Source organism: Bradyrhizobium sp. TM102 (genome assembly GCF_009176685.1).
GTDB lineage: Bacteria > Pseudomonadota > Alphaproteobacteria > Rhizobiales > Xanthobacteraceae > Bradyrhizobium > Bradyrhizobium ottawaense.
This window is the reverse complement of record NZ_AP021855.1, coordinates 4,238,482-4,252,797: the sequence shown is the minus strand read 5'-3', so window position 1 is coordinate 4,252,797 and position 14,316 is coordinate 4,238,482. Positions and strand designations below refer to the sequence as shown.

General features: G+C 59.5%; 15 protein-coding genes and 1 tRNA gene. 3 read left to right on the top strand and 13 right to left on the bottom strand.

All coding sequences use genetic code 11. The annotated features are described in order from the left end of the window. The first annotated feature begins 125 nt into the window (after positions 1-125). Positions 126-380, top strand: coding sequence for a hypothetical protein (locus tag GDN70_RS20380; RefSeq protein ID WP_152102948.1), 255 nt, complete (start codon positions 126-128; stop codon positions 378-380). Positions 381-2,469: 2,089 nt separating this feature from the next. Here the strand turns inward: GDN70_RS20380 and GDN70_RS20375 are convergent. The 5 genes from GDN70_RS20375 to GDN70_RS20355 all read right to left on the bottom strand — a co-directional run bounded on the left by GDN70_RS20375 (position 2,470) and on the right by GDN70_RS20355 (position 7,354). Beyond that, complete coding sequence (locus GDN70_RS20375; RefSeq protein ID WP_152102947.1) at positions 2,470-2,946, bottom strand: hypothetical protein; 477 nt, start codon at positions 2,944-2,946, stop codon at positions 2,470-2,472. Positions 2,947-3,354: 408 nt separating this feature from the next. Continuing rightward, positions 3,355-3,576 (bottom strand): helix-turn-helix domain-containing protein, encoded by a 222-nt coding sequence (locus GDN70_RS20370; RefSeq protein WP_152102946.1) that lies wholly within the window; start codon positions 3,574-3,576, stop codon positions 3,355-3,357. A gap of 507 nt (positions 3,577-4,083) precedes the next feature. Then, positions 4,084-4,923 carry a plasmid partitioning protein RepB C-terminal domain-containing protein gene (locus GDN70_RS20365; RefSeq protein WP_244625902.1) on the bottom strand — a complete coding sequence of 280 codons (840 nt, stop codon included), beginning with the start codon at positions 4,921-4,923 and terminating at the stop codon, positions 4,084-4,086. 60 nt (positions 4,924-4,983) lie between these two features. Further along, on the bottom strand, positions 4,984-5,862 hold the full coding sequence (locus tag GDN70_RS20360; protein ID WP_152102944.1) for a ParB/RepB/Spo0J family partition protein: 879 nt from the start codon (positions 5,860-5,862) through the stop codon (positions 4,984-4,986). Further along, positions 5,840-7,354, bottom strand: a complete 1,515-nt coding sequence (locus GDN70_RS20355) for a recombinase family protein (RefSeq protein WP_244625802.1) — start codon at positions 7,352-7,354, stop codon at positions 5,840-5,842. The genes GDN70_RS20360 and GDN70_RS20355 overlap by 23 nt, the downstream gene beginning before the upstream one ends. Before the next feature lie 143 nt (positions 7,355-7,497). Between GDN70_RS20355 and GDN70_RS20350 the strand changes: the two genes are divergently transcribed. After that, a complete protein-coding gene (locus tag GDN70_RS20350; RefSeq protein ID WP_152102942.1) occupies positions 7,498-7,872 on the top strand; it encodes a hypothetical protein in 375 nt (124 codons plus the stop codon). A 248-nt stretch (positions 7,873-8,120) separates the two neighbouring features. On the opposite strand, the gene GDN70_RS20345 is transcribed toward GDN70_RS20350, so the two are convergent. From GDN70_RS20345 to GDN70_RS20325, 6 genes are all read right to left on the bottom strand, one after another. Continuing rightward, positions 8,121-8,636, bottom strand: a complete 516-nt coding sequence (locus GDN70_RS20345; RefSeq protein WP_152102941.1) for a hypothetical protein — start codon at positions 8,634-8,636, stop codon at positions 8,121-8,123. Positions 8,637-8,841: 205 nt separating this feature from the next. Then, a complete protein-coding gene (locus GDN70_RS20340) occupies positions 8,842-10,071 on the bottom strand; it encodes an integrase arm-type DNA-binding domain-containing protein (RefSeq protein WP_152102940.1) in 1,230 nt (409 codons plus the stop codon). Between the two features lie 161 nt (positions 10,072-10,232). Then, a tRNA-Ser gene (locus GDN70_RS20335) sits at positions 10,233-10,322 on the bottom strand. Between the two features lie 157 nt (positions 10,323-10,479). Then, positions 10,480-10,743 carry a hypothetical protein gene (locus GDN70_RS20330; protein ID WP_028144611.1) on the bottom strand — a complete coding sequence of 88 codons (264 nt, stop codon included), beginning with the start codon at positions 10,741-10,743 and terminating at the stop codon, positions 10,480-10,482. 70 nt (positions 10,744-10,813) lie between these two features. Then, complete coding sequence (locus tag GDN70_RS35035) at positions 10,814-10,984, bottom strand: hypothetical protein (RefSeq protein WP_162832270.1); 171 nt, start codon at positions 10,982-10,984, stop codon at positions 10,814-10,816. Between the two features lie 173 nt (positions 10,985-11,157). Then, the gene (locus tag GDN70_RS20325; protein ID WP_038970324.1) at positions 11,158-12,249 is read right to left on the bottom strand and encodes an AI-2E family transporter; all 1,092 of its coding nucleotides are present in this window, start codon (positions 12,247-12,249) and stop codon (positions 11,158-11,160) included. 160 nt (positions 12,250-12,409) lie between these two features. On the opposite strand from GDN70_RS20325, the gene GDN70_RS20320 reads away from it, so the two are divergent. Further along, complete coding sequence (locus GDN70_RS20320; protein WP_028144609.1) at positions 12,410-12,931, top strand: GNAT family N-acetyltransferase; 522 nt, start codon at positions 12,410-12,412, stop codon at positions 12,929-12,931. A gap of 173 nt (positions 12,932-13,104) precedes the next feature. Here the strand turns inward: GDN70_RS20320 and GDN70_RS20315 are convergent, their stop codons facing one another. Together GDN70_RS20315 and GDN70_RS20310 are read right to left on the bottom strand one after the other, a co-directional pair. Beyond that, complete coding sequence (locus GDN70_RS20315) at positions 13,105-13,428, bottom strand: hypothetical protein (protein ID WP_038970325.1); 324 nt, start codon at positions 13,426-13,428, stop codon at positions 13,105-13,107. Positions 13,429-13,672: 244 nt separating this feature from the next. Continuing rightward, positions 13,673-13,990, bottom strand: coding sequence for a hypothetical protein (locus GDN70_RS20310; RefSeq protein ID WP_028144607.1), 318 nt, complete (start codon positions 13,988-13,990; stop codon positions 13,673-13,675). Positions 13,991-14,316 lie beyond the last annotated feature (326 nt).

The window sequence follows — 14,316 nt, the reverse complement described above, 5'->3', positions numbered from 1 at the left end:
TATAGGTGGTCTCCATATGGTCCATGTGCGTATTTCCCTTGTATGTATGAGCCGTCCATTTGACGGGTATGACATCCCAAGACGGAACTGCGGCTGAACATGGGCGCCATGGAATTTTCCCAAACTTGGCCACTCCCAAAATGAAACTAGGCCACGGCGCTCAGAAACAGGCCAGCGCCGTCGCGCTCCGCCAGAATGCGGTGAATCTCGACCGTGACAATCGCTTTTTGCTCGGGCAAGAGCTGGGCGCACCTCGCTACGATGTCGGCCGCGCATTGCGGCCTCCTCTCTCGACCGCGGCGCTCGTCGACCATCTTCTTGAGGACCGTAAGGCAGCGGCCGAGCATCCAGTCGTAGCTAATGCGGATTGCAGTAACTGACCAGCATTTCCGACGCAGTGCGGCCGAGCCTGGGCGGTGCTTCCAATTGGCCCTTATGCCCGAATGGAATCAGACAGGGGCCGAGGCGCCGCCCGGATCCGAGCTAAGGCGTACCTACGACACGATGATAGAGGCAAGGAGAGCGCGTGACGAGCAGCACCCGCTAGGAACATGGATGTGTTGAAGCGAGGATCACTCAATAGCTGAGCGACTGGCTGCTAGGCATAGGTTCGCATCACTGCCCCCCGGTGTCTCACCGGCAAGCTGGAGGGGGGTCTCAATGCTAAGTCTTTCTTTCGCATTGGGTTTCCACCCGGGCGGCCTCTGAGACACCTGTCTCATCGGAGGGCGCGCGGTGACTCGCGGTGTCTCACTGGTCGTTCAGAAGTATCGGTCGCCGCGCCCCCCCCCCAGCAGGATCGGCGTTTCTCGATCGGGCGCCAGTCGCTAGCCCTGCCCTGCTCCATTGCTCGGGTGCGCTCCTGCCGCTTTATGGCGCCCGCCAGCGCGGGTCGAAGCCGCCCTTGATCGCGTCAAGCGCAGCCGCAGCCACCTCGGCGAGCGCAGGCGCCTGAGCATTCGGCCCCCAGCCAGTCCCGGCGTTTGGGAGTAAGGCCCGGCGAGCGCCAGCCACTCCAGGTGTTCGAGCATCATGCTGCGGTCCAATGTCGTCTCCTGTTGCGGTGTCTTAGCCAATGGGTAAGCCAGTGGCTTCCCATTCGCTTGGTGTTGGCTTCAGATGTTGCCGCGGTCCCACGGCTCGTCGACGGCGTAGCAGCCCTGTCTCATCTCGATCACGAGTCGGGCGGTGTCTCGCGCCGCTTAGCCAAGAGCCCCTCCCGGGGCAAAATCTTGCCGGTGCTCTCGACGCAGCCGCCCCCGGGCGGGAGACACCTCTCTGAGGTGAGCGTGCCGACTCTGGCATTCTCCCCTCAGCCTTCAGACCCCCATTTTTCTCTCAATCTGGCCTGAGACACCTGTCTCATTTGCGGGCGCGGTGACTCGGGGTGTCTCGCCGGTCGAATTCGATCCAAAACACCCCCTCGGTGCGTGCCTAGGTCCGTCATTGCCTTGTCGCGGCCGCAAGCTCGAATGTTTTTCCATGCTTCCACGAGTCCCCGCGGTGAGACACCAAGTTAATTCGCAAGTGTCTCACCGCCTGTCTCACCCCTTCCCAAGCGCGATGCCTCGCCCGGCTTAAGCGGCGAGCTCCGTGCCGAGCATTGGTCACCTACTCTAGCCCTTTGCGCGTCAGCTCGTCGCTCCCTGTTGCCTTGAGCGGGCGGTTAACCGTCCGGTACGCCGCTCGGTGAGCTTCCGGCTAGTGGTGGTCAGATGTGGATCGGCGTCTCAAGTCGCGGGGTCTCATTTCATAGATCACGTCGGCGACGGCGCCCGCGCCGCGGCTGGTGCCCCTCCCAAACGTCTCAATTTCCAGCCTCCAACGCCTCGATACAGAGCCTGCTGCGAACGGATCTTTGTCCCGCGTTACATGGCAGGCCCCTACATCGCCTTCGCGGGCACAGCTCCGCCCCTTTCCGCCTTCAGTCTGGGAAAGTCCCACTCTGAAGCTCCTGACGAGGGAGAAGGCCCGCTCGGCCTCGCGTACTTGGTTGCCCTTCGAACCCTCGTGGGGTTCGCGCGCCGTTGGCCCCGCCGCGTCCGCCCGTCGCGCCTTGTGGAGGGGCGTGACGATTGGGATGATTTTTTCGGCTCATCCCGCAAGTCGACCGGTTCGGGTTGTCATCCCGCTGACGGCGCGACTTGCCTTCAACCGCTCCCGGGGGTGCCGGGCACCTGAAGGCCGCGGGGAGGAATGGGGACACCTGAACCCGCGCATTTTGTTTCCGATCGCCAAATGGCGTGTAGCGTCCGGCTCGCTGCCGCTGTTTGAGCTCGCGGCGCGCTGGCGGTCATTCATCGGCGGGGGAAAGAGTCGTGCTCTTCCCTCCCCGGCGACGAGATCATGGCCGATCTCGACTCGTCGCTATTCTCGCGACGGTCGGCCAAAGTACCTTGATTGCGGCGGGAGCCTCCGAAGCGGACCCGCAATCGCGGAGCCCACGGCCGTCCGAACGCGGCGGTTCGGTCAGCGCGTGAGCGCCGTGTCTTGGACCTTCTCCTCGTCTTGCTCATCAGGAGCGCGCAGGAGGACAAGGTTGGCACGATCGGGCAGGACCAGCGGCTGATCGGACGTGACTCCCGTGACGGCAACGCTGTCGTCACGATTGGAGTCACGGCCTTGGCGCAGCTTCTTGCGCCGGCGGCGCTGGCGTTCCGCGGCGGTCCTGTCCTTGAGGCTTGTATCGCGAGAACAAGCGTTCTCCGCAACTTCTGGCACCAGGACGTAAGGGAGCCCGACCTCCTGAATGATCGCGCGAACAATGGTTTCCGTATGCTCTGGTCGGAAGATTAGGACGTTATCTTCATCGTCCTTCCAGGAATCCGGATTGTGTTGCCGCAGCACGATGTCCCCATAAGGGTTCGTGTATACGGCGGTTTTGTTTTGCGCCGGATAGAACGGCACCACGAGGCACCCGTCATCCCAGTCGAATTTCTCGCTCAAGGACGCCCCCACATTGCTGGGGCGCTTGAACGGAGCTCCTCGTTCGGGTATGCAGAATCAGCAGCTGCCCAAGTACTAAAGAAAGCCGGCGCCTCCCGATTTGCCCTCGGGGGGCGCTCTCTTTTGTCTGGCGGGTCCGGTTCAGGAATGGCTAAGCCGAAGTCGGCTTTGTTCGAACGGCAAGGTGCGGCCGCAGGCCAGCCCTCCTCGCCTTCCAAGGTAAGCCATTTGGGAGCCAGGGTTGAAACACGTTGAGTTTCAATGAAGCGGGCTTGGCCCAAACTCCAGCCTAAGTGCCCCGAAATGCGTAAAATCCTCCCTTCGCTAGGGAATGGCACCTGCCTCGCAGCGTCTTTACCGCCGTTCGAGGACACTGTCGCTGTTCGGGATGCGATCGTGGGCATGAAACTACTCGCTGCCCCGCCGTTTAGATTCTTCCGCCAAACGGCGCTCGACGTATGCGTCGATGCTGCTCCAAGTGATCTTTCGTGAAGCACCTTCGCGGTAACTGTCCAACGCTCTCGAATGCAACAGCTCGTAGAGCTTCGCGCGACCGACCTTGAGCGCAAACATAGTCTCATTAACGGTCGCGACTACGGCGCGCTCGCCTTCCGTTTTCGTAGAAATCATCGCCCTGTTCCTAGATGTTCAGTATTCGGCGACTGAACATTTCTAGGGCGTTGGGCGCAGCTCCTTTCTAACGAACTCAACGTTATTTGCCTTGGTAACAGGGCATCCAAAAACCGCGCGACCTGCGGGCGAAATCGCACCCGAATAAGTTCCTGAAATTCCTACCTATTTTTTCATTCGGCAAAATAGAAATTATTTGTTCTTAGCAAGCCACTGAAAGTGCTTAGGATTTTCGAGCATAGTTGCGCGGGTAACTCCGCGGTTGGTGCATTCTTTGAGGATACTCCCTCCTCCACATTCCCTTGGCAGATCGGCGTTATTCGGCGCGTTCGTCCAAAGCCACGGCCGTTATCCACGATATGGGTCCCAAGACACCGCACTTGAATGCGCGACCTAGGCGGCCCCGGCCACCTATTGAGCCAATGCGTTCATTTGCGCGGCCTACAAAGCATCCGGCGTTTCTTTCATAACAACGCATGCGCTGATGCGGCCAAACTCGTCGAGCACCTAAGCGGCAGTGGCTTCGGATTCGGTGATCCGTTGGAATTCAAACAGCAATTCCTGAAAGTGCTTGGCGAGATAGCCAACCACTTTGCCGTTGCGGAGCAGTTTTGACAGGTAGCCGACCGCCAGCACCAAATCGAGATGATCGGTCCCATATGTCTGTTCGGCCACCTTGAATTCGCGGGCCAGGGAAGCTGACTCCCGCTCCATCAACGCGAGCTGCTCGTCCGACAATCCCTTAGGCGCCCGAGGCGTGTAGCCGGCAGCTAACTGGCTGCGCGGCGTCGCCGCCACCAGCGAGCGCACGTAGCTGTTAGAAAAATTGTTCATCGCGATCATCAGCTCGGCCGCCTCGATTTGGCGCAGCGGCGCAAGTTTGCGTAGCTCCGAGAACGAGTTGAGGGTCAGGTGCTTCTCTTTGAGCAAGTCAACCGCCTCGACGCAGATGCCATCCAGCAACTTGCGTCGCCTGCGAATGCTGGCAACGTCGACATTCAACGCCTTGGCGATCCTGGCTTCTGACACGCCGTTCTCAATCGCCTTCAAGATCATGCGGTGCTCTTGAATGATGGCAATGCGGTTGACGCGTTTGTTGTAAGTGAACGCCTCGTCCTCGGTTGAGATCAGGCACTCCACTTCCAAGAGGCCGCGGTCTCGCAAAACCTCGAAGCGTAAGTGGCCGTCGAGTAGAAGGAACTTAGTCTGGCCGTCGCGGCTTCGCGCCACCACGGGCGGCTCGACCAGCCCGATCTCGGCAACCGATGCCGCGATTTGGCGATATTTTGGCGAGCGCTTCACCTCCTCGGACACCAGCTTTAACGGCTGGATGTCGGCCAACCTCACCACCGACGTGCGTTCTTCGAAGCCCATGCGAACCGAAATGTGAGGCCGACGTGCCATAGTCTATCCCTGCCCATGCAGCCGCAATGCAAGGTTTTTAGGCAAGGTATCGAGCTTTTCGTCCTCCAGAATGGCTAGAAATTCCGGCTCGACCAGGAGCTTTCGCAAGGCTTCAAGGATGAAGATCAACCGGGCCTTGGTGCTATTCGACTTGCGGATCAGCACCCGTTTGCGGTCGACGTCCTGCCGGTAGGCTCGCAACAGCGCATTGGAGCTCATCGGCGCCCCATCCGTCCGTCTTGGACCGCTCTTATACCCCTTGCCCCGACGCCGCCGCTGCTCAATCAGCTTCTTGGCTGCGAGGAGCCGTTGGCCCCTGAGGAGCTTCTCTTCGTAAGCTTGCTGCAGCACGGACTGGATGTCGGCGTCCTGAGCTTGGGAAATCATGACGGCAATGCTGACCGGCATCTGTCCGGCCTCAACGGCACGGAGCAGCCGGTGCTCCCCGTTCTCCAACAGGCTACTCACGCCCTTGACATACTCGATGCTCAATCCGGTCTTGCGGGCGATGTCATCGAACTCATAGCCACGCCCTCGCAGCCCCTCGATATCATGTAAAAGGTCGATTGCGCGGTGCTGCCGGCGAGCGCAATTCTCGACCAGGCTCATAATCGCGCTGTCTTCGTTGGTGGCGTCCACGACGACAGCGGGAATTTCGCGCTGCCCAAGTGCCTGGTACGCTTCCAACCGGCCCTGACCGCACACAAGATCGTAGCGCGGCTCGCCCTCGCAAGCTTTCCGTTTGACCGTGATCGGCCGTTTCAGTCCGAGCTCCGCGACGCTCGTGACGATCTCCTTAAAAATCCGTCGGTTTCGTGCGCGCGGGTTGACCACGTCGATGGCCCCGACCGGAATGATCTCAATGCATTGGGCCGATCCCATAGCTGACCTCCATCAACTGCGAGCGAGCAGCCAGTTCGAACAGCATGTCAAGGGTGTCGAAGCGATAGGCATCGAGCGCCAGCCCGTTATATTCGGCCAAGGCGACCTGCTCAGCCTCCATCTCGAAGCGGGGCAGCAGATAGTAGTCGAGCACAGCGCTGTTCATCTGGTTCATTCGAATCGCCACCGTAATGTCCGGTCGCAGGCCCGCGTCAAAGCGGATCTTCCACCGGTGAGAACCAGTTATGGTCTCCTGCGATCGGACCAAGCAGAGCGAAGCGGTGAATTCGTCGTTGACTGTGAGAAGGTCCGTTTCCGGGTTCGCGCGGACCACTCCTCCGATCTCTTCAATTCCGTGCACCGTCGCGGCAATAAAGTCGGGATACATTCGGCGCAACGCGCGATTGATCTCTATATAACGATAGTCGCGTTCTGGACTGAAGCCGATGAGCTCATAGGCGCGGATCAAACTACCAAAGCGCGTGCGATAGATGCTGCTGGACGGACCGACCTCGAGTTCGTCGATGATGATGCCAGAGAGATAACCGTGCTGCTCCAACAGGCCGCGGAGCACATCTAGGAGCTCTTCATCGGAGTAGCGCCTGCAGCGTTCGGAGATGATTGCTTGGGCAGATCTAAAAGTATCTTCATCGACGACCGGTTCAAAGGCTTGGTCCCGACGAATCCAGCGTTCAGGAGGATTGTGAATTCGTCGCCCCTTGAGCTTGCATGAGCATCTATTCCAAACATTGTTGCCGATGTACTTCTCGTTGATGAGGATTTGATGCACCGTCGCCCTGGTCCAGGAGCGCCCCAGATCGGTCGTGATCCCTCTGGCATTGAGGCTGTCTGCAATTTCTCGCTCGCTTTTGCCTTGAGCGACAAAGGCATCGTAAATGAACCGAATAGTCTCGATTTCTTGCTCCGGACCAGGAATGAGAACGATTCGGTCTGTTTGGATGCTCTTATGCTCGCCGCGAGCCAGCTCCGCTTTGGCGGCACCGTCCTGATCGATCAACTGCCGCCTCAATCCATATCCAGCGGGGCCGCCTTGGCGGTAGCCGAGTTCGATCAAACGCCGCTGCCCGGCGAAAACCTTGACTGACAGTTCTCGGCTATACTCCCCAGCCATCGCGCGCTTGACGCCTTTGACAATGGTTGAGACGGGGCTGCCGTCGTTCTCGAATTGCTCGGCGCAGTAGCGAACCGATATGCCTGCGCGCTTGCAGATGTACTCGTAGTAGGCGCTTTCGTCGGCGTCCTGAAAGCGCCCCCAGCGACTGACGTCGTAAACGAGGATGGTTGAGAAATCGGCCTTCCCGTTTTGAACATCCTCTATGAGCTGTTTTAGCGCCTGTCGGTCATCGAGATTGAGGCCGCTCTTGCCACTATCTTCGTACGTCTTCTCAATCCGAAAGCCGTGACGAGCAGCGTACTCGCGAATGGCCTGTGACTGGTTCGCCGTTGAGTATTGCTGGTGGTCGGTCGACATACGCACGTACTCAGCCGCGGGTTGAGCAGCCTGGCTCTCCGGTTCAGCGCGTGAATGAGACGTTTCCTCCAACATCATCGCCCTACTAGCGTCAAAAATTAATGATCGAGTATCTGAAACTATAACGTAGCTCGGGGGGAAACATGTTTCCGAAAACGGGCAGGACGTTTCCGAACGGCGGAAAGGCGCCGCCGACTTACGCAAGCCTGATCGCAGATGTTCTCAAGGCCGAGCTAGGCAACAGCCATCAAGCTCAGAAGACCTTGATGCGATGGACGGGGGCGAATGAAAGAACCGCTAAGAATTGGCTCTCTGGAACGAACGGCCCTAGCGGAGAGCATTTATTGCAGCTCCTGCGCAATTCGGATCGGGTCTTCGAGTTCATCCTAGAACTGTCGCATCGACCGCCACTGCTATCCAATCAACGGCTCGCGGAGGTGCGGAATAGCTTACAAGTGACGGCCGATCTGCTCTCGAAAGTAATCGAGATCCAGGACGGACAAGGCTCACCGAAATAACAGTCTAGCCAGCCAGCACGCCGAGCGAGGTGGCTTGAAATGCAACACTCCTTGAAACCAGCTAGAGGTGGAATCGCAGGTCTCCGGACTGTTGCGTTACAGGAAAGCGAACCTCCGTTCAAAATCTGCGAGCGCCGCAGACCGGACGCCGGGCCGAATTGGCTGGATCGCCGCTTTGGACCCACAGCAAACGGCGCAGGGCTGGCACTCGGCGCACCAGATGCACGGACCATGATTGCGGATGCTTTTCACGGTTTCTCCGGCAGTGTTTCTGACAAGTAGATACTGGTCAAATCACCATGCCCGTGCCGCGACCTGATGAATTTCACCTCGATGAACTTCAACCTCCCGATCTTAAGGTCGGCTTGCAAAGCCCAGTATGCAGCCTCCGGCAGGTAGGCGGAAAACAAGCCTCCATCGCTGCCGAGCCGCATGTTGAGTAAGAAGGGCCTTTCCGGGACAGTCTTCCCCTTACCGATACGCGGCCATCCCGTTTCGTCAGGATCATCGACGCGACCATACTGGCGCGAGCACATGAGCGAGCAGGTCACTTCCTTGCCGAGATGCTCGGGCATGTCAGGCGTCAGCGCAACGATTTCGCAAAGCACATCGGTGATGGCTTCGTCGGAGAGACCATCGCCGAAGTTTCCCACGTAGTAACTTACCGTCACCGATCTCACAGTCGCGAGTAGCGTGTGCTCTGGCTCCGGCGGCGGTCTGCGCTTGCGTTCTTGTTTCTTCTTGGTCGTCCTCGGTCTCTCCATCTCATAACTCCCGCATGCCGTCATGCGAACAAGGCGGAGGCCATTGAGACTTCCGCTATCCGTGCGCCCGGACGCGGGCCGTCCTCACTTCAACCGCCGCGGTCCACGACCCCGTCTTAGGGCCGTTTTAGGGGGAGCACAGACTTCGGTTTGACTTCCTCGGTCACCCAGAGTCTCTTCATCTGCGGCCAGAACGGGTTGCGCCCTACCCTGCCCTCCGATCAGCCAATTGAATCACATTGCTACCGGATAGGAATGCAGCCCAATCGTTCATCAGAGCTCGTCGCTTTTCCAGCTTCTGGCCACGTTGATAGGCCGCAGTAGTCTCGCTCTTGTACTTATGGGCAAGCGCAGCCTCGCGAACTCCATCAGGATAGTCGGTGCATTCCTCGGCCCAGGTGGCGAAGGTAGATCGGAAGCCATGCACCGTGACGTGTCCGTAACCGAGACGATCAAGTACCGCCAGCATCGCATTTTCGGAGAATGCTCCGCCATCGGGATTAGTAAAGATCAGCTCACCTTGGCTGCCATTGCGCATCTCGTCGAGCACCGCAAGGACGGGACCCGTCAAGGGAACGTAATGGTCCTGATCCATCTTCATCCGCTCGCCAGGGATTTTCCAGGTGGCGGCCGGACTATCGATTTCACACCAACGCCCTTCTACGGCCTCGTTCGTGCGGCAGGCCGTGAAGATCAGGAAGCGCAGCATGGCGGCGGCCGTTCCAGACGCGCCCGCAAGGACCTTCATGAACGCCGGAGCCTCGCTATATGGCAAGGCTGGATGATGGCGGACCACCCGTTTGGGGCGCTTTGGCAGCTTCTCACGCAATTGCCTCGTCAGTTCGGCCGGGTTGCGAAAGTCTGGATCGTCGATATCGACGTTCTTCGCAATGATAGTTTCAATCCGGCCGCGAACGCGGTTCGCAGTCTCGCGCTTCTCCACCCAGATCGGCTGCAAGAGATCATGGATGTGACTCGGCTTGATCTCCGGAATCGTCAGCTTGCCGATGGTGGGATAGGCGTAGCGCTTGAGAGAGGATGGCCACTGATTGCGATGCTTCTCGCTCCAGGTCGACCAATTCGTCCGGATGTACGCTTCCGCGCATTCCTCGAACGTCGACAACACCACCTTGGCTTCGACGGCCTTTGTCTTTTCGCGTTCCTTTCGCCTCTCCTGCACGATGTCCACGCCAGCGGTGCTCCGATCGCCTTTCACGCGGAGCCGGGCTGAATCCCTCGCGAGCCGCGCATCCTTTAGCGACACATCCTTGAAGGAGCCGAGGCCGTGCCATCGCTCCTTGCCGTCTTTCCAATATCGGTAGGACCAGCTCTTCGATGTCGGTCCGTTGACGATCAAGTAGAGACCCCCGCCGTCGGCATATTTGCCGGGCTTGTTTTGGCGCTCTACGTCAAGTGGTTTCAGCCTTCCAGCCATTGTTCCTCCGGGAAAACCGTCCTCCGAACCCACGGTCTAAAGCTACGGTCAGCATCCCGATTAGGGAGAACACCGACGAACTGCGAAGTACAGATCTTCGGCGCAAGGTACTGATTTTGCTGTGGAGTTCGAACGACTGCGAACAGTGGAGAACAATATACTGGCGGAAGGGGTGGGATTCGAACCCACGGTACCCTTGCGGGCACGCCGGTTTTCAAGACCGGTGCCTTAAACCACTCGGCCACCCTTCCCTCGTAACAATGCCAGGGAGTTAGCTTAGCTTTGGACTGAGCGCAACGCGAACTTGGACCCAATTTGGACCGATCGGTACGATGCCGGCGGTCTCATGCCGATTGCCGGTTCGCATCCACAGATGCGGGCACCTGGGCTACACCGCGGCCTAGGGGCCTATTTCGGCAGGCATTCCACGTTGTACGCGATGATGATCTGAGCTGGATCCGCTTTACCCAGGCTCTTGAGATCCTCCAAGCCGATTCGGAGCTTGGCGCCCGCCCCGCTCAAGCTTCCTTCAAGCGTGGCTTTGGCCTTCCGGCACCGCTCTTCGTTGGAAAACTCCTGGAAGACGACAGTCGGAAGGAGTCGCCATTCCGCCTTGTCGTTCGTCGCGGCAGGACTGATCGAGTAGGAAAAGACATACATCAGCACCCACATCGCTTTACTCCAGCCTTGGCCGGCTCGATCCGTGCGCACTTAGATGGTCACGCCTGGACACAGCTACGCTTTACTTGGAGGGCGCGCGATCAAGCCGCGATCGCTGCGCCCTCATGCGCTTGATCTCTCGACGCAGGTCTTCACTCTTTTCGTCACGCTGCTCTCCGCTCGATTTGATCCGATCATCTTGGCGCAATTTTTCGAGAGCTTTCTCGACCGAGAGCTTGTTCGTTCCGGCCATAACCGACCTCACTTGCGCTTCTGCGTTCATCAATAGCGATAGTAGGAATTACCCTGCGGGCAGGTTCAGTTGCCAATAATCGCCGCGCTGGCGCTTGATGTCCAAAAAGAGGACGCTGCGTCGTCGTGCAAGGCATTCAAGAGGCGCCGCCATCGCTGAGGCGTTGATTTAAGTCAACGGTCAGCGACAAGCTGCGCAGGCCGCACGGCCCGGTCGATGCTGATCCAGGCCGCTGTGAGTTCCCAGGCGACCGAAAGAATGATCGGTCCGATGAACAGACCGATGATCCCATGCGCGAGCGTGCCACCGATCACTCCGATCAGGATGACGAGCGCCGGCGTGGAGAGGCCCCGTCCCATGACCAGCGGCTTCAGGATGTTGTCGAGAAGACCGACGATGACGAGAAACACAGTCAGGAGCAGCGCCGTGGTGACGTCCTTGTCCATCCAGATCCAGATGACGACCGGAATGAGGACGATCCCTGCACCGAGCTGCACGATCGACAGCAGCAGAACAATGACGGCGAGCAGCCCCGCGCTTGGGATGACCGCCAGCTTGAATCCGATGCCGGCGAGCAGCGCCTGGATAATGGCGACGCCGATGACGCCTTGCGACACCGCCCGGATGGTCCCAGCCGCCAGCTCGAGGAAATGTTCGCTCTGTTCCGGCACGATTCGGAACAGGAAACCGCGGATCGCGCTGACGAGCTGCGGACCATATGGAAAGAGAAATCCGGCGACCAGCACCGACATCAGGAACTGCAGGGTGCCAAGGCCGGCGCTGCCTGCGAATGACAGCATCATGCCGGCAATCGGCTTCAGATATGGCGCAACTTCGCGCACGGCCGCGCGGATGTTGGTGTAGGCCTGATTCCAGAGATCGTAGAGCTGCGGCCCGACCAGCGGCCAGTCCCTGATCCGCTCCGGCGCCGCCTGCAGCGCGAGATCGCCACTACCGAGTTGCCCTGCAAGCTCCCTGACCCCTTCAACCGCACTGAGGCCGAGCCAGGCCGCCGGACCGATGACGATGCCGAGCATGGTGAAGGTAAGGAGCACCGCCGCTGTCCGCGGGTGGCCGCCCAGACATTTCGCGAGCCAGCTGAAGACCGGATAGAATGCCACGGCAAGCACCGCGCTCCAGGTCAGGATCGGCACGAAGGGACGGATGATCAGGAGCGTCCACAGGATTAGCAGCGCAAGCAAGCCGAGCCGGATCACGAGCTGAACGACGTCGCTGGTGGAAAAAAGTTGGCGAAGTGTCTTCAAGGTCTGCGGCCTGCGCCCGGCTGATTGGCTCCATGCGGAAAGCCTAGCGGCCGGACCGGGACTGCAGGCTTGATCCAAATCAACCGGCAAAGGACTGAAAGCGGCCTGATCGGACGGGTGCCGTTGTCACGTAGCGGCTCAACAATTGCGACGCGAACGCATGTCGGATGCAGCAAATTACGCGCGAAACGAACAGCTCCGCGACGGTACGGCCGTGGAGATCCGTGCTCTCCGGCCAGATGACCAGGCCGCCATGCTGGCCGCGCTTGGCGAGGTGGGCACACAGTCCCTCCAGCGCCGCTTCTTCATGCTAAAGCGTCATTTCTCCGAGAAGGAACGCGCCTTTTTCGTCGAGGTCGATTTCAAGGACCATGTGGCGCTGGTCGCGTGCGTGGCGAATGCAGGTCGGAGCACCATCGTGGGCGGCGCGCGATATGTCGCAGCCGGGCCGGGCTGCGCCGAGACGGCCTTCATGGTGATCGACGCCTGGCAAGGACGCGGCATCGGCGGACTGCTGCTGCGTCACCTGATCAGCCTTGCCCGCGAAGCCAGGCTGAAGAAACTGACCGCGGAGGTGCTGCCGGACAACGCTGCGATGCTCAGTCTTCTTGGCAGATTTGGGTTCGAACGCGCAGAACGCCGCGAAGCTGATACGGTCCATATGGTACTGACGCTGACCTGATAGAAGCTCTCGGACGACGCCTCAAGCTCGCGCAAAACACTGCCGCCTTCTGATACATGTAGCTCGGCAACAAGGGCTTACCGGTTCAAAGATCCGCTCCCTTTACACCGCGCAAAAGAAAGCGGCGCCCCGTGAGGAGCGCCGCGCAAATGTTCTTCGTGACTGCCTCTAGCTCAGTACCCGCAGGACGCGCATCCCATCTGCACCGGGGCGTAATAGGAATAGCCCGGCGAGACCATCTGGACGCGCTGGCGCGTGGCGTATTGCGGGGGGATGCGCTCGTACTGGACGCTCGGCGGCGCGACCATCACGGTCTGCGGCACCATCACGGTGCGGTACTGCGCGGGCGAGCGGTGCGCGACGACGGAGCCCGGGGAGACCATCACGGTCTCGTCGACGGTGCGGTATTGCGGCTGCACGTATTGCTGCTGATAGCAGGTCTGGCACGGCGGCGGTGCGTAGCAATTGTAGCAGCCGGCGGAGGCTGCGCCCGTCATGGAAATCGCGGCGACGGCGGTCGAGAAAACAACAGCGAGAGTACGAGACATTGCGGTGGTGCCCCAGTTGCCCAAAAATGGATTTGCGAAGGTCGCAGGGCAGTATACGCCGCAAAATCCAGGGCTGCCGAACTTCGTCGGGGCATCCTTAATGCGAATGGCCGATCGCGGCCACCCGGTAAGAACTCATTGACCACGCGTATTAACGCGAAAGGCCCTCATCCGCCTCCGTCAAGCTCGCGCTTCAGCGCCTCGCCGCTCTTTCCAAAAACTCCAGCAGCGAGGGATCTGTCTCCTCGAATTCGACAAAGCGGCGGCGCAGCTCGTCCGCTATTTCTGCGGTGGCATCTCGTGACCATCCTTCCGCGGTATTGAAGGCCACGACACGTGCCGGATGGAGATATTGCCCCTCGACGAGATGTCTGAGCAGGGTCGCCCGATTGGCGTCCTCCTCGGCAGTTTCACACCAGGCGCGGCCGAGCCGCCGGCCGAAATCATCGAGCACGAGATAGACGTCCCGGTCTGTCGTCATGTGCGGCACGAGCGATGGAGATTGACTCATGGCTTACTCCGCTAATGGCATCCGGACTGTTGCGGAGGATTCGGCGACCGCCTGGCCGGATTCGGAAAAATGGATTTCGGCTATTTTTCTTAGGATTGCACGATTAAATAAAAAAACAACGAAAATAAATAAAAATTAAATAGCAAAGTGGGAACAAATACACTAAATTCACAGGGCCTGGCGGGCGAGCCCGCACGTCGGGTGCCCACTTCGCAAAGCGGCTCTCGCCTCCACCCCCCAATAGCCCACACCCCAGGAGGCGGGGGCCGTTTCTTTACCACCCGTCCCGGCTTCATTTGTCTGTCCTGCAAAGCGCATCTGCGCGC